This is a genomic window from Halarcobacter bivalviorum, assembly GCF_003346815.1.
Taxonomy (GTDB): Bacteria; Campylobacterota; Campylobacteria; order Campylobacterales; family Arcobacteraceae; genus Halarcobacter; species Halarcobacter bivalviorum.
Genome location: NZ_CP031217.1, coordinates 2629297 through 2655158, shown reverse-complemented (window position 1 = coordinate 2655158; position 25862 = coordinate 2629297). Strand labels below are relative to the sequence as shown.

25 protein-coding genes are annotated in these 25862 nt (G+C 30.1%); 13 read left to right on the top strand and 12 right to left on the bottom strand.

The features are described 5' to 3' along the window. Positions 1–58 precede the first annotated feature (58 nt). A complete protein-coding gene (locus ABIV_RS13385) occupies positions 59–694 on the top strand; it encodes a Crp/Fnr family transcriptional regulator (protein ID WP_114840372.1) in 636 nt (211 codons plus the stop codon). On the opposite strand, the gene ABIV_RS13380 is transcribed toward ABIV_RS13385, so the two are convergent. Continuing rightward, entirely contained in the window at positions 691–1809 is a 1119-nt protein-coding gene (locus ABIV_RS13380) for a metallophosphoesterase (protein ID WP_114840371.1), read from the bottom strand. The genes ABIV_RS13385 and ABIV_RS13380 overlap by 4 nt on opposite strands. A 169-nt stretch (positions 1810–1978) precedes the next feature. On the opposite strand from ABIV_RS13380, the gene ABIV_RS13375 reads away from it, so the two are divergent. Then, complete coding sequence (locus tag ABIV_RS13375; protein WP_114840370.1) at positions 1979–4033, top strand: PAS domain-containing sensor histidine kinase; 2055 nt, start codon at positions 1979–1981, stop codon at positions 4031–4033. A gap of 2 nt (positions 4034–4035) precedes the next feature. On the opposite strand, the gene ABIV_RS13370 is transcribed toward ABIV_RS13375, so the two are convergent. Both ABIV_RS13370 and ABIV_RS13365 read right to left on the bottom strand, forming a co-directional pair. Beyond that, complete coding sequence (locus ABIV_RS13370; protein ID WP_114840369.1) at positions 4036–5019, bottom strand: type IV pili methyl-accepting chemotaxis transducer N-terminal domain-containing protein; 984 nt, start codon at positions 5017–5019, stop codon at positions 4036–4038. Then, positions 5020–5682, bottom strand: a complete 663-nt coding sequence (locus ABIV_RS13365) for a Crp/Fnr family transcriptional regulator (RefSeq protein WP_114840368.1) — start codon at positions 5680–5682, stop codon at positions 5020–5022. 356 nt (positions 5683–6038) lie between these two features. On the opposite strand from ABIV_RS13365, the gene napA reads away from it, so the two are divergent. From napA to ABIV_RS13310, 11 genes are all read left to right on the top strand, one after another. Then, positions 6039–8849 (top strand): nitrate reductase catalytic subunit NapA, encoded by a 2811-nt coding sequence (gene napA / locus ABIV_RS13360; RefSeq protein ID WP_114840367.1) that lies wholly within the window; start codon positions 6039–6041, stop codon positions 8847–8849. A 24-nt stretch (positions 8850–8873) separates the two neighbouring features. Next, positions 8874–9668, top strand: coding sequence for a ferredoxin-type protein NapG (gene napG, locus ABIV_RS13355; RefSeq protein WP_114840366.1), 795 nt, complete (start codon positions 8874–8876; stop codon positions 9666–9668). Continuing rightward, positions 9661–10482, top strand: a complete 822-nt coding sequence (gene napH / locus ABIV_RS13350) for a quinol dehydrogenase ferredoxin subunit NapH (RefSeq protein ID WP_114840365.1) — start codon at positions 9661–9663, stop codon at positions 10480–10482. Before napG ends, napH begins: the two co-directional genes overlap by 8 nt. Continuing rightward, positions 10479–11111, top strand: a complete 633-nt coding sequence (locus ABIV_RS13345; protein WP_114840364.1) for a nitrate reductase cytochrome c-type subunit — start codon at positions 10479–10481, stop codon at positions 11109–11111. The genes napH and ABIV_RS13345 overlap by 4 nt, the downstream gene beginning before the upstream one ends. Before the next feature lies 1 nt (position 11112). Then, complete coding sequence (locus ABIV_RS13340) at positions 11113–11601, top strand: ferredoxin-type protein NapF (protein WP_114840363.1); 489 nt, start codon at positions 11113–11115, stop codon at positions 11599–11601. Then, complete coding sequence (locus tag ABIV_RS13335; RefSeq protein WP_114840362.1) at positions 11602–11862, top strand: hypothetical protein; 261 nt, start codon at positions 11602–11604, stop codon at positions 11860–11862. Further along, entirely contained in the window at positions 11855–12802 is a 948-nt protein-coding gene (locus tag ABIV_RS13330; RefSeq protein ID WP_114840361.1) for a WD40 repeat domain-containing protein, read from the top strand. Before ABIV_RS13335 ends, ABIV_RS13330 begins: the two co-directional genes overlap by 8 nt. Beyond that, entirely contained in the window at positions 12799–13176 is a 378-nt protein-coding gene (locus tag ABIV_RS13325) for a chaperone NapD (protein WP_114840360.1), read from the top strand. Before ABIV_RS13330 ends, ABIV_RS13325 begins: the two co-directional genes overlap by 4 nt. 5 nt (positions 13177–13181) lie before the next feature. After that, positions 13182–13628 carry a PAS domain-containing protein gene (locus ABIV_RS13320; protein ID WP_114840359.1) on the top strand — a complete coding sequence of 149 codons (447 nt, stop codon included), beginning with the start codon at positions 13182–13184 and terminating at the stop codon, positions 13626–13628. Positions 13629–13737: 109 nt separating this feature from the next. Continuing rightward, on the top strand, positions 13738–15888 hold the full coding sequence (locus ABIV_RS13315) for a TonB-dependent siderophore receptor (RefSeq protein WP_114840358.1): 2151 nt from the start codon (positions 13738–13740) through the stop codon (positions 15886–15888). A 14-nt stretch (positions 15889–15902) separates the two neighbouring features. Then, positions 15903–16658 (top strand): DUF4198 domain-containing protein, encoded by a 756-nt coding sequence (locus ABIV_RS13310; protein WP_114840357.1) that lies wholly within the window; start codon positions 15903–15905, stop codon positions 16656–16658. A gap of 14 nt (positions 16659–16672) precedes the next feature. On the opposite strand, the gene ABIV_RS13305 is transcribed toward ABIV_RS13310, so the two are convergent. The 9 genes from ABIV_RS13305 to ABIV_RS13265 all read right to left on the bottom strand — a co-directional run bounded on the left by ABIV_RS13305 (position 16673) and on the right by ABIV_RS13265 (position 25696). After that, positions 16673–17977 (bottom strand): aminotransferase class V-fold PLP-dependent enzyme, encoded by a 1305-nt coding sequence (locus ABIV_RS13305; RefSeq protein ID WP_114840356.1) that lies wholly within the window; start codon positions 17975–17977, stop codon positions 16673–16675. A gap of 65 nt (positions 17978–18042) precedes the next feature. Then, positions 18043–19602, bottom strand: a complete 1560-nt coding sequence (locus ABIV_RS13300) for a nitrite/sulfite reductase (RefSeq protein ID WP_114840355.1) — start codon at positions 19600–19602, stop codon at positions 18043–18045. A 2-nt stretch (positions 19603–19604) separates the two neighbouring features. Next, positions 19605–21071, bottom strand: a complete 1467-nt coding sequence (cysN, locus tag ABIV_RS13295; protein ID WP_114840354.1) for a sulfate adenylyltransferase subunit CysN — start codon at positions 21069–21071, stop codon at positions 19605–19607. Beyond that, entirely contained in the window at positions 21071–21994 is a 924-nt protein-coding gene (gene cysD / locus ABIV_RS13290; RefSeq protein ID WP_205526936.1) for a sulfate adenylyltransferase subunit CysD, read from the bottom strand. The genes cysN and cysD overlap by 1 nt, the downstream gene beginning before the upstream one ends. A 93-nt stretch (positions 21995–22087) precedes the next feature. Then, a complete protein-coding gene (locus tag ABIV_RS13285) occupies positions 22088–22783 on the bottom strand; it encodes a phosphoadenylyl-sulfate reductase (RefSeq protein ID WP_114840353.1) in 696 nt (231 codons plus the stop codon). A gap of 11 nt (positions 22784–22794) precedes the next feature. Continuing rightward, a complete protein-coding gene (locus ABIV_RS13280) occupies positions 22795–23019 on the bottom strand; it encodes a DUF2061 domain-containing protein (protein ID WP_114840352.1) in 225 nt (74 codons plus the stop codon). A gap of 37 nt (positions 23020–23056) precedes the next feature. After that, entirely contained in the window at positions 23057–23983 is a 927-nt protein-coding gene (gene cysK / locus ABIV_RS13275; RefSeq protein ID WP_114840351.1) for a cysteine synthase A, read from the bottom strand. 20 nt (positions 23984–24003) lie between these two features. After that, complete coding sequence (locus ABIV_RS13270) at positions 24004–24417, bottom strand: Rrf2 family transcriptional regulator (RefSeq protein ID WP_114840350.1); 414 nt, start codon at positions 24415–24417, stop codon at positions 24004–24006. 10 nt (positions 24418–24427) lie between these two features. After that, entirely contained in the window at positions 24428–25696 is a 1269-nt protein-coding gene (locus ABIV_RS13265) for an O-acetylhomoserine aminocarboxypropyltransferase/cysteine synthase family protein (protein ID WP_114840349.1), read from the bottom strand. Positions 25697–25862: the final 166 nt, after the last annotated feature.

Sequence of the window (25862 nt, the reverse complement as noted above, 5' to 3'; positions counted from 1 at the left end):
AATTTATTTTCAAAATATTTGCATAAAATGTCAAATAAAGCATTGATTGGAATCAAGAATGAGTAAGTTAAAAGATTTCTATTTATTTAGTGGCTTAAGTGCTAAAGATTTAGAGTTATTAGATAGTATAAGTTTTGAAAAAAAATATATAAAAGATGAGTTGATATTTTATAAAGGTGATGAACCTAAATATTTGTTGTTTTTACTAACTGGTTGTGTAAAAATTTATAGACATGACTTTAAAGATAATGAGGTAACCATTCATAATATAAAGGGACCATCTTTTATTGCAGAATTAGCAAATTATGAGAAGATTTCATACCCAGCAAATTGTAGAAGTGAAATGGATTCGACTATTGTTTATATTGATTACGAAAAGTTTGAAAAATATTTTTTAGAAAAAAATGAGTTTTTATTAATTTTTATTAAATCTTTAACAAAGAAGATAAAAGCTTTAGAGATGTTCATTAGTTCAAATATGATTGAAGATATAGATGCAAAAATAGCTAAATTTATTTATGATAATAAAGATGAAATTAGTAATTTAAAACAGATAAAAATAGCTGAACTTTTGAATATTAGACAAGAGACTCTTTCAAGAAAACTAGCAAAATTAAAAAAAGATGGAGTTTTACATGATAAAAAAGGTAAGATAGAATTAAAAAGTGAGAAAAAACTAAAAGAGCTTTTTTAAGCTGGGATAATAGTTATCTCACTTATTTCTGAACTAGCTCCTAATCTCATTGGAGGACCCCAGAAGCCAGTTCCTTTATTTACATAAATTTGTGTATCTTCATTGTGTTGATTTAAACCTTTTACATAAGGTTGTTGAAGCTTAACAAGTAGATTAAAAGGTGCAATTTGACCTCCATGAGTATGTCCACTTAAAACTAAATCAACTTTTTGATCTATTTCTTTTATATATCTTGGTTGATGAGCTAATAAAACTTTTGGTGCATCATCTGTTCCTTCAAGGGCCTTTTTTAAATCAGGAATATAAGCATTAATTCTATTTCCAAAAATATCATAAACACCAGCTAAGTAAAAACCTTTATCTTTTTCTCCAATATAAACATTTTCATTTTCTAAAGTTTTTATTCCTAGACTATTTACATAATTTATAATAGCTTGAACATCATGAAAATATTCATGGTTTCCAACTATAAAATAAGTCCCATATTTAGAGCTTAAATTTTTTAATTCATCTAAAGCAGGTTTTGCATACTTCATTTTAGTATCAACTAAATCTCCTGTGATTACTACAATATCTGCATTTAAAGTATTAACTCTTTTTACAAGATTTGCAATAAAAGTTTTATCTACTAAACCACCAATATGTACATCACTTAATTGAATAATTTTATAAGAGTTTTTTAACTTTTTTATTTTAACAGTTACTTTCTCAAGCTCTATATGTTTTGCATTATACATAGCTTTTGCATTGATTGAACCAGCAACTGCAACAGCTCCAATATCTAAACCTTTTTTAAAGAAGTCTCTTCTTTTTTCACTAACAGGAGTTTTGTTTATAATAAAGGCAAAAAACTCATAGAAAATAGTTGCAATAAAGAGTAAAAATATAATTCCTATAGGTAAAGAGAGAAGAAAATATGCCCAATTAGGTACACTTGGGTTATATCTTACAAACATATAAGCTACGACACCAAATAGATTAACTAATAAAAACAGATTTAGATATCTTTTTACTCTTTTAGAAAAATGAAGTTTTCTAATAAATCTTCTTGAAATAAAAAGGCTAAGTAAAGCCATAACACTTAAAAAAATTGTTGCAAATATAATAAATCTCATGGATGGGATTATACAAATCTTTTTTTAACTGAGTATTAATCAAAAAATGTAAATAATAATTCAAAATAATACATTTCTTTTACAAAATTGATAAAATCATAAAAAAAATGACAAATATTTTAGTTTGCTTAATATATAATCTTATGTAAATCAATAAAGGGAAAAGACCATGAAAAAGGCAATATTACTATTTTTTATATTTCCAACTATACTTTTTTCAAACTATATAAATTTTGATTCCTTTATGAAAAATAATAATACTGTAATGTTAATAATTGACCCTAAGAGTGGTGAAATAATAAATGCAAATGAGTATGCTGCAAAATTTTATGGAAAAACTTTAGAGCAATTAAAAAAGAGTAATATAAAAGATATTAATGTTTTCACAAAAATACAAGTACAAGAAGAGATGCAAAAAGCAAAAAGAGAGAATAGAAACTATTTTATCTTTAAACATAAAATTGCAAATGAAAAAATAGAAAAGGTTGAAGTTTACTCTTTCCCTATTGTATATAATAATCAAAAACTACTTTTTTCTATAATTAATAAATATAAAGATAAATATGCAGTTGAATATTTTAATAAAAATTTAGAAGAGCAAGTAAAACTTCAAACAGCAGAAATTGAAGCTTCTAAAAGAAAAATATTAAATATCTTTTTTATCTGTTTTGTTTTATTGATTATTTGGGTTTTTATCTTAATTTATCTACTAAGACAGAAAAAAGAGCTTGCAATTAAATTACAAGAAACAAATAAGAACCTCTCTGAAACAAACGAAAGATTCGAACTTGCAATGGATACTACAAAAGATGGTCTTTGGGATTGGAATCTTAAAACAAATCAAGTTCTTTTTTCTAAAACCTTAAAAGAGATGTTAGGTTATAAGGAAGATGAATTAGAAAGTAGATTTGATACTTGGGCTTCAATGGTTCATCCTGATGATTATAAAAAAGCTGAAAAAGATATTCATAACCATCTTAAAGGTTTTACTGAATATTATGAAAATATTCACAGAATGAAGCATAAATTAGGACATTGGATCTGGGTACTAGATAGAGGAAAAATTGTATTTGATGAAAATAGAAACCCTATAAGAATGATAGGTTTTCATACTGATATTAGCTCACAAAAAGAGGCTGAAAAGAAGATAGAAGAGCAAAAAGAAGAGTTTGAAAAGATTTTCTCGAATTCAAACGATGCAATTGCAATCTTAGATTTAGAAACTAAGTTCTTAAACTTTAATGATGCATATTTAAAAATGACAGGTTTTAGTAAAGAGGAGCTTCTTAAAAAAAGCTGTTTAGAGTTAACTTTAGAGGATGATATAGAAAATACAAAAAAAGCTTTAGAAATAGTATTAAAAGAAGGACATATAGAAAACTTTGAGAAAAGTTGTGTTGTAAAAGATGGAAGAGTCTTATTATCTAGTATGAATATGGCTTTGATGTCAGATAAAAAAAGAATAATTTTAACTACTAGAGATATAACAAAGATAAAGAATTTACAATCTCAAGAAAAGTTAGTTTCAATGGGGGAGATGATAGGAAATATTGCCCATCAATGGAGACAGCCTTTAGCAGTAATTACAACTAATGCTAGCGGAATAAAATTGCAAAAAGAGTTAGAAGTTTTAGATGATGAAACTTTTTATAAATCAATGAACTCAATAATAAAACAATCAAAATACTTATCAGAGACAATTGATGATTTTAGGGCTTATATTAAAGATGATAAAGCAAAAGAAGATACGACACTTGTTTATATATTAAATAAAACACTTAGTTTAAATGAAGCAACATTAAAAAATAATCATATAAAAGTAGAAACTAATTTTAAAGAAGATATGGAGATATTTGGTTATAAGAATGAGCTTGTTCAATCTTTTTTAAATATATTAAATAATGCAGTAGATGCTATAAAAGAGAGATTAGGACAAGATAAAGTAAGAGTTATCTTTATAAACACAGAAAAAACGCAAGAGGGCTTAAATATAATTATTAAAGATAATGCAGGGGGAATAGAAAAATCAATTTTGCCTAGAATTTTTGAACCTTATTTTACCACAAAACATCAAAGTGTAGGAACAGGGATAGGTCTATCTTTATCTCATGATATTTTAGTAAATCATCATAATGCAGAAATAAGTGTACTTAATGAAGAGTTTTCATATGAAGGTAAAAAGTATAAAGGTGCTAAGTTTATAATTAAGTTTAAAAAACTTTAGTATTATTTACTAAAGTTTTTTAGAAGACTATCTAATTGTGTTTTTAGAGATTGTAGTCTTTTTGTTGTTTTAATTAAATCTTCTGTTGATTCAATCATTATATCTTCACTTCTATCTAAGCCTTTTAAAACATCAGATTTATTTTCAAACTCATTAATTAATTCATCAAATTCTTCTGTTAAACTCTCTAATTTTTGAGAAGCTTTTTTTGACTGTTCTAAAGCTGTTTGTGAATAGTTCATTGCAGCAGAGACTTTATTTATGAAGTTATTCATATTATCTGCAACTTCAACAAACTCTTTTTCTGTATTAATATCTATTGGAGTTAAATCACTTATATCACCTGAAGATATTTTTTTTGATTTCTCTATAAACTCTCTAGCATTTTGTTCTATCTGTCTTAATTGAATTATTGAATATAAAGCAAGTAAAAAGAGTAAACTAAATGCTAAATATTGGAATTTTTTTATAAAATCTGTTTTCTTCTCAATATGAGTAGTATAAAGAGAAACTATCTTGTCTACTTCTTCTAGCAGTCTGTTATTATTGTTATTGATAAACTTTATTGTTGAGTTTAATTTTTGATTATCATTTTTTAATAAAGCCTCTTTAAAATCTTTTACATTTTGTTCAAAGCTATTCCATAAAATTGTAACTTTTGTCATTTGAGCTTTTAGCTCTTCATTTGGTGCAGAAGCTATTCCTAATAAAGAATCTCCACTAATTAAAGTAGTTAATCCATAATTAAATTCTGCAATTGCATTATCTATTTCAGTAAAATTATTCTCTTTGTTTTGGTACAAAAAGTAGATATTTTTTGTAATTCTTTGTGTTAGCATTCTTTGCTTACCAGCAATATTTACTATTGTTGCATCTTTTACATTTTTTTGGTTTAAAAAAATAGTTACAACAATAACTGTAAAAATAGATAGAATTAATAGTGCACCAATAATTTTGATTTTTTGACTCACACTAACTTGTTTCATTTACATTCCTAAGTAGATACTTTTTAACTCATCATAGTTATTAATAGATATTTTCCCTCTATCTATGGAGATAATCTCACTTCTATTAAGTTTTTTTAAAACTCTTGAAAGAGTCTCTGGTTGAATATGTAATAAAAGAGATACCTCTGTTCTTTTTAGTTGGTTGAACATCTTTAAATCATTAATTAACATAAAAGCAACTTTTGAAGTTGCATCAAAAACTAGTTCTCTATTTACAATACATTGAAGTTGTTGATTTTTATAAATTAATTCTTCAATAAATTTTAGTATAAAAGCATTCTCAAATAAGAACATCTCTTTGAACTTTTGATAATCTATTGATAAAATAACACTATCTTCAACAAATTCTGCATTAGAAAAACATTGAATTTTATTTTCATTTAGATTTGAAAGTTCTGAAATCATACTATTTGAATAAATATAATATAGAAAAATTTCATTATCATATTTATCAATCTTATATACTTTTATCTGTCCCTCAATTAAAAATAGAAGTTTATCCATATCTTCAGTTTCATAATATAAAATAGAGTTCTTATCATATTTTGAAATAGAAGAAATCTCAATTAAGGATTCAATCTCTGAATCATTTAAATGAGAAAACAAACTAATATTTTTAAAAATCTCTTTGGAGCTTATCATATGTAATACACCTAAATATTTTTAACAGAGTCAGTATAATAAAAAAATCTCATAATATAATTGATTTTAATCAATACTTAGAAAATCATATATAGAAAAAAGCCTCTAAATAATGACAAATTGAAGTAATCACATAATGAAAATAATTTTTTATACACCTAGGAATTAAGTCTTAAAGTAATATAATTATATAAAATAATCCCTCTTTTATATATTAAAAGTAAATTAAATTTTACCATTAAATTTTGAGTTAAGAAATTTATAAAACAATTTGACGCAGGTCAATGAAGTAATTTTTTCTTAGTGCTAAAATTGATTTGTTTAGAAAATAAACCAAAAATTTAAAGGAGGAGAGTATGGCACTTTCAAGAAGAGACTTCCTTAAAAGTTCCGCAGCAGCTTCAGCAGCAGCAGCTGTAGGTATGAGTGTTCCTTCACAACTACAAGCCTCAGCAACAAATGCTGAAAAAGGTTGGAGATGGGATAAAGCAGCGTGTAGATTTTGTGGTACAGGTTGTGGAATCATGCTAGCAACTAAAAATGGGAAAATCGTAGCCGTAAAAGGTGATCCTGCAGCACCAGTTAATAGAGGACTTAACTGTATTAAGGGTTATTTCAATGCAAAAATTATGTATGGTGCAGATAGATTAAAGCAGCCATTACTTAGAATGAATGCAAAGGGTGAATTTGACAAAAATGGTAAATTTGCTCCTGTATCATGGGAAAGAGCTTTTGATGAGATGGAAATTCATATTAAAAAAGCTTTAAAACATAGTGGTCCAGAAGGTGTGGGTGTGTTTGCTTCTGGTCAATATACAGTTATGGAAGGTTATGCCGCTCAAAAGATGATGAAAGGTGGATTTAGATCAAATGCTATTGATCCAAATGCAAGACACTGTATGGCATCAGCGGTTGTTGGATTCTATCAAACATTTGGTATTGATGAGCCTTCAGGGTGTTATGATGATATTGAATTAACAGATACAGTTGTATCTTGGGGTTCAAATATGGCAGAAATGCACCCAATTTTATGGTCAAGAGTAACAGATAGAAAACTTTCTGATCCAAAAAAAGTACAAGTTGTAAACTTATCAACATATAGACATAGAACTTCTGACTTAGCAGATATTGAAATTATTTTTACTCCAAATACTGACTTAGCAATCTGGAATTTTATTGCAAGAGAGATTGTATATAACTATCCAGAAGCAATTGATTGGGATTTCGTTAAAAAACATATTGTTTTCGCAGCAAGCCCAGTTAATATGGGTTATGGAATGAGAAGATCTGATGAAAAATCAATCAAAGAGGGTAAATATACAGATAAAGAGATGGAAATTATCTCAAAAGAGATGGAAACTATCGTATCTGAAACAGAAGCACCAGCATTAAAACCTTATGGATATAAAGCTGGAGATAAAATGATTCATAAACCAGCTGGATTAAAACACTGGGAAATCTCTTTTGAAGAGTATAAAAAATTCTTAGAACCATATACAGTAGACTATGTAGCTAAAATCTCTAAAGGTAACCCTGACGAGTCATTAGAAGAGTTTAAAGAAAAACTTGAAAAATTAGCTCAACTTTATATTGAAAAAAATAGAAAAGTAGTATCTTTTTGGACAATGGGTATGAACCAACATACAAGAGGTACATGGGTAAATACTTTAGCATATAATGTTCACTTCTTATTAAATAAACAAGCAAAACCAGGTTCTGGAGCATTCTCTTTAACAGGACAACCTTCAGCTTGTGGTACAGCAAGAGAAGTTGGTACATTTACACATAGATTACCAGCAGATATGATGGTAGCAAATCCAAAACATAGAGTAATTGTTGAAAATAGATGGAAAATACCTGCAAATACTTTAAATCCAGTTGGAAACCAACATATTATGAAAATTCATAGAGATATTGAAGATGGTGTAGTTAAATTTGCATGGGTAAATGTATGTAACCCATATCAAGATACTGCAAGTGCATCTCACTGGATTAAAGCAGCAAGACAAATGGATAACTTTATTGTTTGTTCAGATGGATATCCAGGAATTTCTGCAAAAGTATCTGACCTTATTTTACCAACAGCAATGATTTATGAAAAATGGGGTGCATATGGAAATGCAGAGAGAAGAACTCAACATTGGAGACAACAAGTATTACCAATTGGTGATTCAATGTCTGATACATGGCAATGGGTTGAATTATCAAAAAGATTTACTGTAAAAGATGTTTGGGGTGAGTGGACTTTAAGAAATGGTAAAAAACTTCCAGATGTAATCTCAGAAGCTAAAAAAATGGGTTATAACGAAGATACAACTATGTATGAGATTTTATTTGCAAATAATGAAGCAAAATCTTATAAAGTTAATTTAGAAGACCCAGTTCAAAAAGGTTTCGATAATACAGAAGCACTTGGAGATAGTAGAAATGTTAAAGGTAGTGATGGAAAAGTTTGGGAAGGATATGGATTCTTTATTCAAAAATATCTATTTGAAGAGTATGCATGGTTCGGTAGAGGACATGCTCACGATTTAGCAGACTTTGATACATACCATAAAGTAAGAGGTCTTAAATGGCCAGTTGTTGATGGAAAAGAGACTCAATGGAGATTTAATACTAAATATGACCCATATGCAAAAAAATATGGAAAAGAGACAGGTCATACTGAGTTCGCATTCTATGGTAAGTTAGCAAAAGCTTTACCACAAGGTGATTTAAATGGTATTAAAGATAAAACTAAAAAAGCTTTAACAAATAAAGCTAAGATTTTTGCTAGACCATATATGGATCCACCAGAAATGCCAGATGAGGCATATCCATTATGGATGAGTACAGGTAGGGTATTAGAACACTGGCATAGTGGTACTATGACAATGAGAGTTCCTGAACTATATAGAGCAGTTCCAGAAGCACTTGTATATGTTCATCCAGAAGATGCTAAAAAGTTTGATATAAAACAAGGTGAATTAGCATGGGTTGAATCAAGAAGAGGAAAAGTAAAAGCAAGAGTTGAAACAAGAGGAAGAAACAGACCTTCAAGAGGACTTGTTTATGTTCCATGGTTTGACGAAAAAGTATTCATTAATAAAGTATGTTTAGATGCGACTTGTCCAATGTCAAAACAAACAGACTTTAAAAAATGTGCAGTAAAAGTATATAAAGTATAAAACAAAAAACAAAAAGAGTAAAAGATGAAAAAAGAGGTTGTAAGCGATAGAAGAAGGTTCTTCTTAAACATGGCTAGAGCTTTCGGATTAGCAACTTTAGGTGCCTTAACTTGGAGCGCTTATGTAGATGAAGTAACAGCGTCAGAACTTACATTAAGACCTCCTGCTGCTTTAGATGAAGAGGACTTTTTAAAGACATGTATAAAATGTGGTATGTGTGTTGAAGCCTGTCCTTTTGATACTTTAAGTTTAGCAAAACCAGGTGACAACAAGCCTTTAGGTACACCATACTTTACTCCAAGAGATATACCATGTTATATGTGTCCAGATATACCATGTGTTCCAGTTTGTCCAACAAATGCTTTAGATATAACTAAAGTTACAAAGAATAATAAACTCGATATAAATATGGCACAAATGGGTGTTGCAGTAGTTGATTCAAAAAACTGCATTGCCTTTTGGGGAATTCAATGTGATGCCTGTTATCGTGCATGTCCTATTTTAGGAGATGCAATTACAATTGAATACTCTAAAAACGAAAGAACAGGGAAACATGCTTTTATGAAACCTGTTGTTAATAGTGATTCATGTACAGGTTGTGGTCTGTGTGAAAAAGCCTGTGTAACAGATAAGGCAGCCATATTTGTACTTCCTAGAGAAGTTGCTTTAGGAAAAGTAGGAGATTATTATATTAAAGGTTGGGATAAAGCAGATGAGAAAAGATTAGAAAAAGTTACTAGTGAAACAACAAAAACAGAAATTAGTAACAGAAAAGCAGTTGATTCCTTAAATGATATGGAAGGACTTTTAAATGATTAAGAATAAATATTTAATTCAAAGAAGAGTAGTTCAAATATCAATACTATTTCTTTATGTTGCAGCAAACATTTGGGGATGGAAGGTTTTAACAGGGAATTTAAGTACTTCAGTATTTTTAGAGAAAATACCCTTAAGTGACCCCTATGCTGTTTTACAAATGTTTTTCTCAGGAGCACTAATTGCATCTGACATTTTTATTGGAGCATTGATTATTTTTATTTTCTATGCTTTAGTTGGAGGAAGAGTATTTTGCTCATGGGTTTGTCCTATGAATATTGTAACTGACCTATCAAACTTCTTACGAAGAAGATTAGGTTTTAATCAAATTCAAAAAAGACAACCAGCAAGTAGAACTATAAGATATTGGGTATTAGGATTAAGTTTACTTCTATCTTTTATATTAGCAGTTCCTGCATTTGAGTTTATATCTCCTATTTCTATGTTACATAGAGGGATAATTTTTGGTATAGGTCTAGGTTGGGCAGCGGTGCTAATCATTTTCCTTTTTGACCTTTTTGTTTTAAAAAATGGATGGTGTGGACATATTTGCCCCTTAGGAGCTTTTTACTCTTTAGTTGGGAAATATAGTCTAGTTCGAGTAGAACATAATGAAAGTAAATGTACTTTATGTATGAAATGTAAAGAGGTTTGTCCAGAAAGCCAAGTACTTTTTATGGTTGGAAAATCAAGTGAACAAGTTCTTTCAGGCGAATGTACAAATTGTGCTAGATGCGTAGAAGTTTGTGATGATGATGCACTAAACTTCTCAATTAGAAATTTGATAGAGCAAAAAAAACAAGGAGAAATAAAATGAAACTAATCACAAAAATTAGTATTGGTCTTGCAACTTCTTCCTTTTTAATCTTTGTAGGATGTAGTACAGCACAACCTACAATTAGTGAAGAGTCTTTAGGACTTAGAAAAGTAGACTTATATAGTGAAGATAAAGTAACACCTGATGAAACAAAATATAGTAAAGCAGCTCCAAGTACATCAAAAACTATTGCGAGAGCATTCCAAGATGCTCCACCAATGATTCCTCATGATGTAGAAGGAATGCTTCCAATTACAGTTAATAATAATCAGTGTATTTCTTGTCATACTCCAGGTGTGGCAGAATCTTTTGGAACATTACCATATCCAAAATCACACATGATTAATTTTAGACCAGATACATCTTTAACTAAGAATGGTGATATTGTAAAAAATGGTAAAATAGTTGAAAACACTTCAAGTGAGAAATTAGAATACGTGACAATCAATGAGATGCACCAATTATCTAATTCAAGATTTAACTGTTCTCAATGTCATGCACCTCAAAGTGAGATGAAAGAAATCGTTGGTAATACATTTACACCTGATTATACAAGTGAAGATGGATCAAAAAAATCTTCTTGGACTGGAACAAGTCTAACAGAAGGTTTAGATACTTTAATGGAATAATATGAGAAGAAGAGAGTTATTTAACTCTCTTGCTTCTTCTTTTACAAAGAAAAAAGAAGAGCAAGTAGAGTTTATTAGACCCCCATACAATGAAGACAAAAGTCTTTTTTTCAAAGAGTGCCCAAGTTGTGAAGCACCTTGTGTCACTTTGTGTGAAGAAGATATAATAGTTATTGCAGAAGATAAAACACCTATTATTGATTTCTCAAAGGGTGGTTGTACTTACTGTGGAGAATGTGCAAAAGCCTGTGAATATGAGGTATTAATAGAAGATTCAAATCAAAAGATATCTGCAAAAGTAGAGATAGATATGTTAAAGTGTTTAAGTTGGAATAATACAATGTGTTTCTCTTGTAAAGATCCCTGCTTAGATGATGCAATTGAATTTCTAGGTATGTTTAGACCTTCTGTTTTAGAGGATAAATGTACAAACTGTGGATTTTGTATAAATGTTTGTCCAAGTGAAGCAATAAGTGTTAAAGGAGTATAAATGCCAGTGATTTTTAAAGCAAATGTAGAAGAGTCAGATAATAATAGTTGGATAATAAGATTAACTGATGAGCAGAGTACCAAACAAGTAATTTGTAAAGATATGGAAGATTTCTCAAAACAATTAGCCTTAATGGGTGAAGAGTATGGATCAGATATAGAAGTACAGTGGTCAAAAGATGATGATGTAACAGATGAACACTTTTATGAACTTCATCAACAAATGGCAAAAATAAAAGAGGATTTAGAAATAAATGAGTAGATTAGTTTTAGTATTAATTCTTTTTATTGTTTCATCTTATGCGTTAGAGCAAAAAGCACCTACTTATAGTTTAAAAGCTAGTGGGGCAGTTCAATCAATGGTTTATAATAATGAATTATTGTATGCAGGTACAGATAATGGAACAGTTGAGATATTTGATATTAAAACAAAAGAGCTAGTAAAAACTATTGAGATTCCTAAAATAAAAGATTTTATGGGAGATATGATTCCTTCAAAGGTTTATTCTATAGATTTATTTGAAGATAAGCTAATAATTGTTGCGCAAGGGATGAAAGGTTATAGAAACTTATGGATATATGAGAAAGAAAACCTAAAAAAACTAATTGGTATAGAGAAAAAATATTTTATGCAAAGAGCCTCTTTTTTAAGTGACTCTAAAATTATTTTTGCCCTATTAAGTAATCAGTTAGGAGTTTTTGATATTGAAAGAAATGAAGTAATTCTTTTAAGTCAGATTAGTCAGTCCTCTTTTTCTCATTTTATGTTAAATGAAAATAGAAGTAAAGTAGCTACAACAGATGAAAGTGGAATTGTAAGAATTTTAAAAACAAGTGATTTAGTAGTAGAAAAAGAGTTAGAAGCTTTAAATCTAGATAGAGTATATCAAGTGGATTTTAAAAGAGGAAAAATTTTAACAGCAGGACAAGATAGAAAAGCAGTTTTCTATGATAGTTTTAGTTCATATGCACTAAATTTTGATTTTCTTTTATATAGTTGTGCCCTAAGCAAAAATGCAAAATATGGGGCAATTGCTTTTAATGAGGAGAATGAAATTTTAGTGTTTAATACAAGCAGTAAAAAGTATTTATATAAATTAACAGGACAAGATGCAACTTTGACACAAATTTTGTTTCTTTCAGAGAATGAAATTTTTGCAAGTAGCGATAGTCAAATAATTAATTTTTGGAGTTTAAAATGAATATTTCAAGTATAGTAGTACAAACAAGACCAGAGTATATTAATGAAGTTGTAGAGTCTTTAAAAAAATGTGAAGCCTGTGAGTATCATTTGCATGATGAGGTAGGAAGAGTAATTGTAACTATTGAGGGAAATGGTGTTCAAGAAGAGCTTGAAAAGTTAAGAGTAATTGAAAGTATTCCTCATGTGGTAAGTGCAGACATGCAAATGGCTTATAGTGAAGATGAGTTAGATGAACATATAGAAGTACTTGAAGACTCAGATATTGTTCCTAAAATGTTAAATGAAGATATACCAGTAGAAGATATTGTGTATAGAGGTGACCTTAAAAGAAAAAATTTAGAAGGTTTTGCTAAAGAGTTTGATAAAAGGTAAATATCATGGAATTCTTAGAGAGTGAATTTTTAATAGAAACAAAAATTCCTAAAGATGAATTAATTATTTCAAGAACAGATTTAAGAGGAAATATTACTTATGCAAATGAAACTTTTGCAAGAATTTCAGGTTATGAGATTGATGAATTAATAGGACAATCTCATAATATCTTACGACATCCTGATATGCCTAAAAGAGTCTTTCGACAACTTTGGGAAACTTTATCTGTAAAAGAACAATGGCAAGGAGTTGTAAAAAACCTTAGAAAGGATAGAGGTTTTTATTGGGTTCATGCAACTATTAGTGGAGTTTATAAAGATGATAAACTAGTAGAATATAAGTCAATTAGAGTACCTATCTCTTTTGAACAAAAAGTAAAATATCAAAAACTTTATGATGAATATAGAAATGTAGATAGAGATAATATTAGAATTATAAAATATATAAGTTAAACTTTTTAAATATTATTAATAATTATTATCATAATTAAGAAATAGCTAAGTTATTTTTGCTATTATTTTATTTGCAACCAAGTTGCATAAAATAAAAGCAAGGATACAGATGGAAAAGAAAATTCTTTCTATAGTTGCTGCATCTTTTATATTTTTTTCTAATATACTATTTTCAGCAGATATAGAAAATGATAGTAGCGTTACTTTATCTTCCGTAACCGTTACTAGTGAAGACTCAGAAGAGAATAAAAACTCTTACTACAAATTAGGTCCAACTTCAGCCACCCGTACAGATACCCCTTTATTAGAGACTGCTCAATCTGTCCAAGTATTAACAAATCAAGTTTTAGAAGATTTAAATGTTGTAAATTTAAATAGTAGTTTAGATTATGTAAGTGGAGTAACTAGACAAAATAACTTTGGAGGAATGTGGGATAACTTTTCAATTAGAGGTTTTGCAGGGCATGAAAACTCAGGAATAAGTCTTCTTAAAAATGGTTTTGCAGATAATAGAGCTTATAATGCTCCAAGAGATACTGCAAATATTGAAAGAATAGAGTTTTTAAAAGGTCCTTCAGGCTCTCTTTATGGAAATTCAGAACCAGGTGGAACTATAAATATAGTAACAAAACAACCTAAATTTGAAGCAGAGAATAAAGTAGAAGCACTAATAGGAAGTGATGACTTTTATAGAGTAGCTTCTGATATTACAGGACCTTTAAGTGACTCTTTTGCTTATAGACTAAATGTTGCAGCAGAAAAGAAAAAAAGTTTTCGAGACTATGTTGAAAGTCAAAGATTTGTTATTGCTCCTTCTTTTCTTTGGGAACTTAATGATACTACTTCAATCTCTTATATGGGAGAATATATTAGACAAGAAGCTCCATTAGATAGGGGAATCGTAGCAATCAATGAAGATGTAGAAAAGCTTGATCCTAAAACTTTTTTTGGTAATCCAAATGATGGAGATATGACTCTTCAAAATTATACGCATCAATTAAGATTAGAACATTTCTTTTCTGATTCATGGAGTGCAAAAATAGGAGTTGCATATAAAACTGGACGTTTTAATGGAACAGGCTCAGAGGTAAAACCCTTTGTAAATGTTACAGGAGATAGTGTAAAACTTCGTACTAGATATAGAGACTATAATTCAGAAGATATCTCTTTACAAGCAGATATAAAAAATGTTTCAACTATAAAAGGTGTAAAAAACACTCTTTTATTTGGAGTAGAGGCTTATCGTTATGAGTTAGATTCATTAATGTATACTCTTAATAACTCAGTACAAATTGACAATTTTAATTCAAATCCTATTTATACAGTATTAGCAAGAGGAAAAGGAACTCTAAGTACAGATAAATATGAAGAGCAAAGAGGAAAGGCTTTATTTGTTCAAGATGAATTGGCTTTCTCTGATTCTTGGAGACTTCTTTTAGGTTTAAGATATGATGAAATAAAGATGGATTTAGAAGATTATAAAAAAGATAGCTCTTTAGTTCAAAATGATTATGCTCTTTCTCCTAGAATAGGACTAACTTATCTTATTAATCCTAATTTCTCTTGGTATGTAACTTCAGGCAAATCATTTAGACCAAACTCAGGAGTTGATGTAAATGGAAATAGTTTTGAAGCAGAAGAGGGCATCTCTTTTGAAACAGGTTTAAAGTTTGAATCTTCTGATAAAGAGATGGGTGCAACTTTGTCAATATTTAGAATTGATAAAGAGAATGTTTTAACTGCTTCTGATCCAAGTGGAAGTTATTCAATAGCTGCAGGAGAGGTTAGAAGTCAAGGTCTAGAGTTTGATATAGGTGGAAAAATCACAGATAATATCAAAATAAATGCAAACTATACTTTTACAGATACAGAGGTTACTAAAGATGCAGCAGGTGCAAAAGATTATTGGACTGGAGAAGTTGTAAATTTAGAAGGGAAAGCTCTTTCAAACATCCCAAAACATAAAGCAGGACTAGTTTTAATGTGGGAAGATTATTTAGCTAGTAAAGGTTCTTATGGAATAGGGACTAATCTTATTTATGTGGGAGAAAGACAAGGAAACTATATTGATAGTTTTACTTTACCTTCTTATGTAACAGCTGGTTTAAGCTCTTATTGGCAAGTAAATAAGGATTTAAAATTCAAACTTAATATCGAAAATATTCTTGATAAAGAGTATATTGCAAGTAGTTATGATAGGTCTTGGATAACTCCAGGCTCACCAAGAGGTTTTACATTAAGTATGACATATAAATTTTAAAAAAGGAAAAATAGATGAAAAAATTTTTAATGATTTTAACAAGTTTAGCCCTAGGAACAACAGCTTTCTCTCATGATTTATGGGTAAAAGCTTCAAATGATGATGTTTTAAAAGCACAGATAATTTATGGACATGATTTCCCTGTACCTGAAGTAATCTCTGAAAAGAGAACAGGGCTTTTTAATCCCATTGAGATAATTGGAGAAAAAGAGAGTTTTGTTCTTTCTTTAAAAAATGAAAACTATAATTATGAAGGTAAAAAACTAGAAGAGGGTACTTATCTTGTAAATGCTACATATAAACCAACTGCTTGGATTAAAACAACGGATGGAAAATGGGAAATGAATAAAACAAGAAAAGATACTCAAAAAGAAGTAGAGCTGTGTGGTATTTATTCTAAAATGGGTAAATCAATTTTAGTTGTAGGAAATAGTGATGGAGAGTTTGCTACAAAGGCCTTAGGAAAAGGTTTAGAGATTACTCCTTTAGTGAAAGCTTCGGAGTTTAAAGAGGGAATGCCTATTAAGTTTAGAGTTACAAAAGATGGGAAACCTTTAAAAATACATGAAGTTTATGGAAGTTTAGACTCATACTCAAAAGATGAATCAAGAATGGCATTTTACAGTAAAACAGACTTAAAAGGAGAGTTTACTTTCAAAGCTTTAAAGAGTGGATTTTGGTATTTAAAAGCCTCTTATAAAGCAGATACAAATGATGCTAATTGTGAAAAAATAGGAATGGATACAACTCTATCATTTGAAGTAAAATAATATCCTTTGGGATATTATTTTATTGATTCTTTAATAGCCTCTAAAAGTCTATCAATTTCCTCTTTTGTTTGAGAGTAGTGGATAGAAATTCTTAACCAACCTGGCTTCTCTTCTAACTCTTCTTTAGAGGTTTTGCCTAATAAATCATGTCCATATGGTCCAGCACAAGAACAACCTGCTCTTGTTTGAATTCCACTATTTGATGATAGTTTTTCACAAATTTTATAAGGATTTAAATTTGCAATATTAAAAGAGATAATTCCTATATTTGCAGCTGTTTTATTACCATAAATAGTTATATCTTCTATCTCATCTAAACCTTTAAGAAGGTGTTTAAGTAACTCTTCTTTCTGCTTTTTAATAAATTCAAAACCTATCTCATTTCTTAGTTGATAAGCAAGTGCTGCACGAATTAGTTGGATTATTCCAGGTGTTCCAGCAGTTTCCCTTGCACTTATATCTTTTTCATACTCTTGTACTTGAGCATTTACATAAGCAACAGTTCCTCCACCTGCAAAAGTTGGAGCTAAAGAGTTATCCACTAAAGATTTTCTAATTGCAAGTATTCCACAACTAGCAGGACCTCCTAAAAGTTTATGTGGAGACATAACTAATGCATCGTATAACTCACAAGGAATATTCATATAAGGAGAACTAGCTGCTGCATCAAAACATACAGTTGCTCCATAAAGTCTTAAAAGTCTTGAAATCTCTTCATAAGGTGTAATAATTCCAGTAACATTTGAGGCAATACAAAAACAACCTATAATCTCTCTATGTCTATTCTCTTGTAAAACCTCTTTTAATTGCCGTAAATCAACTAAACCTTCATCTGTAAGTCTAATTCTTTGTACTTCACAAAGAGCTTCCCTATAACTTACTTCATTTGAATGGTGTTCATAAGGTCCTACAATAATAAGAGGAAGCTTTTTTTTAGCAACAGAGATTCCAAATCTTTTTAAAGTTGCCGGTGGAATATATACTCCAATAAGCTCTTGAAATTTTTTTATTGCAGCAGTTGCCCCACATCCAGTAGGTATAACTGTAAACTCTTCATTTAGTTCTAAGCTTGAGCATAAAGAATCAATTGCTTCTAAATAGTATTGGTTAGTTATATTTGCATTTAAAGACTCTTTAGAGTGAGTATTAGCATATGTTTCAAGAACATCTCTAATTCTATTCTCTATTTGTCTAAAGGCAAGTCCTGAAGCAGTATAATCAAAATATTCATTTTTGCTTTTACCTATAGTGTTATATCTAATAAAATCTAGAGTTTGAGTATTTTTATCAAAAAATGGTCTGTAGATATCTTTTTTCATTAAATAATTTTAACTTATTTAAATTATATGTTCGATTAATAGTAGAAAAGATTTTATCTTTTCTACTATTTTGCTTTAGTTAAGATGTAGTCATGGAATGATGAAAAATCAGAAGAGATATACTCTTTTATAAATTCTTCAATAGTTTCATTTACATCATCTACTGCAAACTTGATTCCAGTTTTTTCATTGAATTGTGATTTATCACCTTCAAGGAATCCACCAACAAGAAGTTCAAAACCAGTAACAGTTTGCCCATCTTTTTTAACTTTTGTTCCCATTAGTCCAATATCAACAATATGTGGGTGTGCACAAGAGTTAGGACAACCATTTACAGAGATAGAAACTCTCTCCCCAAAATCAGGGAATTTGTTTTCTAAGTGGTCAACTAATCTTTTTGCAACACCTTTTGTCTCAGAAATAGCAAATTTACAGAAATCAATTCCTGTACAAGCTTGAACTCTTGCTCTAAAGTTAGATGGGTATGGATAGATATTAACTTTCTCTAACTCTTGTGCAAACTCTTCTGCTGTATTTGTATTTGCATCTAAGATGATAATATTTTGAGTAACTGTTGATTTTAATGAAGTTGCTCCATATTTTTCAAAAAGTTTGATTAAATCATTTAACCCTTCAACTCCAATATGTCCAGAGTTTAAAGCACATCCGATATAACTTTTACCTTTTTGTTTACTCTCATGAATACCAAAATGTTCTCTATATCTTGAGTTTGTATATTCAATATCGTTTGGTTCTTTGATTTTAAATGTTAAAGAAGCTTGTAACTCTTCAACAAATTTTTCTAATCCCCACTCTTCAATTAAGTGTCCAAGTCTAGCTTTATTTCTTTTTTCTCTTAATCCATGGTCTCTATAGATTTTAGTAATAGCTTTAGCTGCTGGAACAACTTGTGAAGGAGTTACAAATCCTATGTGATTAGCAATTCTTTTGTTTGAAGCTAAACCACCACCAACACTAAGTGCAAATTGAATTTTTCCATTCTCTTGTTTTACTGCATTAAAACTTACATCTTGAATCTCATGGTGCATACAGTTTTTAGAACATCCATTTACACCAACTTTAAACTTTCTAGGTAAGTTTGAAAATAGTCTATTCCCTTTAAATGCTTCATTTAACTTATCAACAGTTTCTCTTACATCAGCAATTTCTTCATGGTCAATACCATTTATAGGACATGATACTACGTTTCTTGGAACATCTCCCGCTGCAAAAATAGATGATAATCCTACAGTATCAAGAAGTCTAAAAATTTCAGGTAAATCAACTACTTTGATAAAGTGAAATTGTAAATCTTGTCTTGTTGTAAAATCAGCAGTTCCCCTTGCATATTTTTCAGATATTTCAGATACAACTTTTAATTGAGGAAGTGTTAACTCTCCACCTTCAAGTTTAACTCTAAGCATGAAATATAAAGTATTATCATCTTCTGCTTGTAGATTTTTATTTTGTGTGTACATTCCGTACCATTTAAATCTATCAATATCTTCTGGGTGTACTTCTTCACCAGTTACTGCATAAAGATAGATGTCTTGAAGTACATCAAGACCATCTTTCTCTTTTTTAATTCTCTCTACTCTTTGTGCTTTACTCTCTTTTGTTGCCATGATTATCCTAAAATCTCTTTACATTCCCATTCTGGAAAATTATTTCTAATATACTGATTTAAAGCAATTTCTGCTTTTGTATATTCTCTTACTTTCTCTTCATTATTTGTAGCTTCACTTGCAACTGAAGATATAATCATTCCTGCCCCAACAGTTGTATTTGTATATCTATCAATAATGATAAAACTTCCTGTATGTCTATTATCATTATATGGGTCAACTGCAATTTGTCTATCTAAAGCTAAAGTACATTTTGCAATATCATTTAACTCTAACTTATCAGTTGCAATCTCTTTAAAAGTATTAATATCTTTTTTAAACTCAATTGATTTAAATGAACCATTGATAACAGAAGTAGCTCTTTTGATAATATAATTACCATTTAGTTCTAATGATTTTTCATTCATCCAAACAACCATTACTTCAAGTTTGTTTGATACTTGAGGAATAGAGTTTGATTTTACAATCATATCTCCTCTACTAATATCAATCTCATCTTTTAATGTAATTGTTGTAGCCATTGGTGCAAATGCTGTTTCAATAGTCTCAACTGTTTCATCTTTTCCAATTGGTCTTAAATCTTTAATATCATTTGATACAATAGATTTTACAACTGATGTTTTTCTTGATGGTAAAACTGTGATTTCATCGCCTACAGAGATTTTACCACTTGCAATTGTTCCAGAGAAACCTCTAAAGTTTAAATGTGGTCTATTTACATATTGAACTGGTAACCTAAAGTCATCATTTTCATCATGGTGAATAGCAACAGTATCTAATAACTCCATTAATGGAAGTCCTTTGTACCAAGAACATTTTGGTGAAATTGAAACAATATTATCACCATCTAATGCAGAGATTGGAATATAGTTAAAGTTAATATCACTATTATGTGGCAAGTTTGGAATAATTGCTTCATAATCTTTTTTAATCTCTTCAAATCTTTCAGAGCTAAAATCAACTAAGTCCATTTTGTTGATTGCAACAATTAGGTTTTTAATTCCTAAAAGTGATGCGATATAAGAGTGTCTTTTTGTTTGTGTTAGCACCCCTTGTCTTGCATCAATTAAAATAATAGCTAAGTCTGCTGTTGAAGCACCAGTAGCCATATTTCTTGTATACTGCTCATGTCCTGGAGTATCTGCAATGATAAACTTTCTTTTATCAGTTGAGAAGAATCTATATGCAACATCAATAGTTATACCTTGTTCTCTTTCAGATGCTAAACCATCAACTAAAAGTGCAAGGTCAATTTTATCTCCAGTTGTACCAGACTTTTTAGAATCTTTTTCAATAGATGCTAACTGGTCTTCAAAAATCATTTTTGAATCATAAAGAAGTCTTCCAATTAGAGTACTTTTCCCATCATCAACTGAACCACAAGTTATAAATCTAAGAATCTCTTTATTCTCATGTTCTTTTAAATATGCTTCAATATTTTGTGCAATTAAATCTGACTGATGTGCCATTAAAAATACCCCTCTTGTTTCTTTTTCTCCATTGATGCATCACCATCACTATCGATTAATCTTCCTTGTCTTTCACTTGTTGTACAAATTAACATTTCCTGAATAATCTCAGGTAGTGTTGTTGCAGAACTTTCAACAGCTCCTGTTAATGGATAACAACCAAGTGTTCTAAATCGCACCTTTTCTTTTTTAGCAGTAGCTCTTAATTCTTCTGGCATTCTCTCATCATCTACCATGATTTTTGTACCCATGTACTCTACTACTTCTCTTTCTTTAGAGAAATATAAATCAGGAATAGGTATTTGCTCTAAGTAGATATATTGCCAAATATCAAGCTCTGTCCAATTTGATAAAGGGAATACTCTAATAGACTCACCTTTTGTGTGTCTTCCATTATAGATATTCCAAAGTTCTGGTCTTTGGTTTTTCGGATCCCATCTATGGTTTTCATCTCTAAATGAGTAAATTCTCTCTTTAGCTCTACTCTTTTCTTCATCTCTTCTTGCTCCACCAAAAACTGCATCAAATTTTTGGATGTTAAGCATATTTTTTAAACCTTCAGTTTTCATGATATCTGTATGAACAGCAGAACCATGTTTAAAAGGAGAGATATCCATCTCAATTCCTTTTGGATTAGAGTAAACGATTAATTCCATTCCTACTTCTTTTGCTCGTCTATCTCTAAATTCAATCATCTCTTTAAACTTCCATTTTGTATCAACATGCACTAAAGGAAGTGGTGGTGGTGCTGGATAAAAAGCCTTTTGTAAAATATGTAGCATTACAGAAGAATCTTTACCTACTGAGTAAAGCATTGCTGGATTAGAAAATTCAGCTATTACTTCTCTCATGATATGCATAGATTCAGCTTCTAATTGTTTTAAATGTGTAAGTCTTTCAGCACTTATATTTATATCACTCATTAATTATTTCCTTTTAAATTGTTCCCATTTAAAAGGGAACCTTTTATCAAATAGATTCCCTCAAATTAAAAGTTTGAATTCATCTACATTTACTTACTTTGCGTGTAATCCGCACTCTTTATGCTCGGGGTTTTCCCACCACCATCTTCCAGCTCTAATATCTTCACCATCCTTAATGGCTCTGGTACAGGGAGCACATCCAATACTTGGAAAGCCTTGGTCATGAAGTTTGTTATATGGCACATTGTTTTGTTTAATGTAATTCCATACATCTTCTTCATTCCAGTTGATTAAAGGATTAACTTTAATAACTTTAAAGTTTTCATCATATTCAACTATTGGCATATCTGTTCTTGTAACACTTTGTGCTGCTCTAAGACCTGTAATCCAAACCTTTAAAGGTTTTAAAGCACGTCTAAGAGGCTCCATTTTTCTAATATTACAGCAGTTTTTTCTATTTTCAATACTTTCAAAATGACCATTAATTCCTTGTTTTTGATAAAGTTCTTCAACTTTCTCATTTAAAGGAAAAAAAACATTTAACTTAACACCATATTTTAAGTTTGTTGCATCCATTACGTCATATGTTTCTGGATGTAATCTTCCTGTGTCAAGTGTGAAAATATTTGCATTGTTGTCTACTTTTAAAATCATATCTGTTAAGACTTGATCCTCTGCACCTAAGCTACTTGATAAAGCAGCATCTTGTCCATACTCCTTTATGAAGTATTCTATTATCTCTTGTGCATTTGAGTTTTGAAACTTTTGGTTTAAATTATTAACGTCCATAATTGCCTTTTTTAAATCTGATAATCAGGTTCTTTAGTTTTTCCAAAAGAGATTTTATTCCAAGCTCTTTCATGGAAGTAATACAATACCATCTTAGTAACTAATTCAATTGAACCAATTGAAGCTGCCATACCTAAGTTACCTGTAATAAAATAAGAGATGATGATTGTATCAAGCGTTCCAACTGTACGCCAAGAGACAGTTTTTACAACTGATCTGTAAGCTTTTTCTGCCATATTTACCTCATAGTTTTATTGTATATGAGGATGAGTTTTACTCATCGTCATATAAACCAACACTTAGATATCTCTCTCCTGTATCACAAAGGATAGTAACGATTGTTTTACCTTTGTTTTCTGGTCTTGATGCAACTTGCTGTGCAATAAATGCATTTGCACCAGCTGAGATACCAACTAATAGCCCTTCTTTTCTTGCAAGTTCTTGAGAAGTTGCAATTGCATCTTCATTTGAAACTTGAATTACTTCATTATAAACAGTAGTATTTAATACATCTGGAACAAATCCAGCACCAATACCTTGAATTCTATGAGGTCCTGGTTTTCCACCACTTAATACAGGAGAAGCTTCTGGCTCAACTGCAATTACTTGAATATCTGGATTGTGTTGTTTTAATACTTCACCAGTACCAGTAATAGTTCCCCCTGTACCAATAGCAGCAACTAAAATATCAACTTTCCCATCTGTATCTCTTAGAATCTCTTCAGCAGTTGTTTTTCTATGAATATCTGGGTTTGCACCATTTGCAAATTGTTGAGGAACAAATGAGTTTTCAGTTTTTTCTGCTAATTCATTTGCTTTTTCAACAGCACCTTTCATTCCTTTTTCTGGCTCAGTTAATACTAATTCAGCACCTAAAGCTTTTAATAGTTTTCTTCTTTCAATACTCATTGATGAAGGCATAGTAAGAATTAATTTAATTCCTAATCCTGCACAAACTGATGCTAATGCAATACCAGTATTTCCTGATGTTGGTTCGATAACTGTAGTATTTTCATTGATTAATCCTTGCTCTAAAGCAGCTTTAATCATATTTGTACCAATTCTATCTTTTACTGAATGAGTTGGGTTCATAAACTCACATTTTCCTAAAACTGTAGCTCCACTTTTCTCACTCGCTGCTTGTAACTTTACAAGTGGTGTATTCCCGATTAATTCTGTAACATTTTGTGCAAATTTCATATTTTTGTTTCCTTTCAATTTTATATACTGTAATGTAAAAATTCGTTATATCTATCTTGATATTCATCTAGCTTTGCTAGTGAGATATCAAACAATTCTTTTGTACTTTTTTTAGCATCATCAAAGAAGATATTTAAAATTGGATTATCAGCTTTACTATCAATGATTTTTAAATCACCTTCTAGGGCAACTAAAATATCCTTTACTGAAATATCTTCAGGCTTTTTCGCTAAAACATATCCACCTTTTGCTCCCCTGATACTTTTTACTAGTTCCGCTCGTCTAAGCTTTCCTAGTAACTGCTCAAGGTAGTTTTGTGGAATATTTGCATTTGATGAAATCTCCTTGATTTGCATGGGAGATTCATCTTCATATTTACTTAATTCGTACATGGCAGTTAAACCATATACTCCTTTTGTTGAAATTAGAGGCATTACTAAATCCTTATGCTAATGCTTGCTCTAAGTCTTCAATTAAATCTTTAGGATTTTCTAATCCAATAGACAACCTAACTGTTGTAGGGTTTACACCTGCTTTTAATAACTCTGATTCACTCATTTGTGAGTGAGTTGTCGAAGCTGGGTGTACAATTAATGACTTAGAATCACCAATATTCACAACAACACTAAATAGTTTAGCTGCATCAATTACAGTCTTAGCTGCTTCATAAGATTCAGCTTCAAAAGAGATAAGACCAGAAGCTTTACCATCTTTGAAATATTTTTGTGCTTTTGCATAGTTTTCATTTGATTCTAATCCAGGATAGTTAACTGCTTTAACCTTTGGATGAGACTCTAAGAATTTAGCAACTTCTAAAGCACTATTAGAGTGTTTTTCCATTCTAATATCTAAAGTTTCAATAGATTGTAATAGTAACCATGAGTTATGTGGTGACTGAGCTGCTCCAATATCTCTTAAAAGAGCAAGTCTTACTCTTAAACAAAAGTTTGGAAGAGGAACATCAGTATAAACTAATCCATGATATGACTCATCAGGTTCAACAAAGTGTGAATATCTTTTTGCATTTTCTTTAAAAAACTCTGCTAAACCATCTCTTTCTACAATAATACCACCAATTGCAGTACCTTGACCATTTGTATATTTAGATGTTGAGTGAACAACTACATCTACTCCCCAAGAGATAGGATTAAATAAAGCTGCACTTGCAACTGTATTATCACAAACTGTTAAAACACCATTTCTTTTAGCAATTTCAACTATCTTTTCTATATCTGCAATAGCAATTTGCGGATTTGATAATGATTCAAAAAAGATAGCTTTTGTTTTATCATCAATTTGCTCTTCTAAATCAGAAGCATCAGCACTTTTAAATACTTTTGCAGTGATTCCAAATCTCTTAATTGTGTGAGTTAATAAAGTAACTGCACCACCATACAATTTATCAGAGATTAAAATATTATCTCCTGCTTCAGCCACATTAGCGATTGCATAAAAGATAGCAGATTGACCACTCGCAACACAAATTGCAGCAGCTCCACCTTCTAATTGTGCAAATCTTTGCTCTAAAACGTCTGTTGTAGGATTTGTTAATCTAGTATAAATTGACCCTAGCTCTTTTAATGCAAATAAGTTAGCTGCGTGTTCAGCATCTCTAAATGCATATGCAGTTGTTTGTGCAATAGGCACAGCCATAGTACCCCAACCTTCTTTATTGTTGTACCCTCCATGAACTGCAATTGTTTCTTTTTGCATTTTTTTTCCTTTTATTAAATTGTCTTTTTTTATTTGTAGTGAAATTGTATAGAAATTTTTTAATAATGTCAAGTGTTTTAATAGTGATTAATCAAATAGGCTTTATATAAGGGCTAGAAAATATAGTTGATTAAAAGAGTCATGTTTAATTAAGATGTTAAGAATT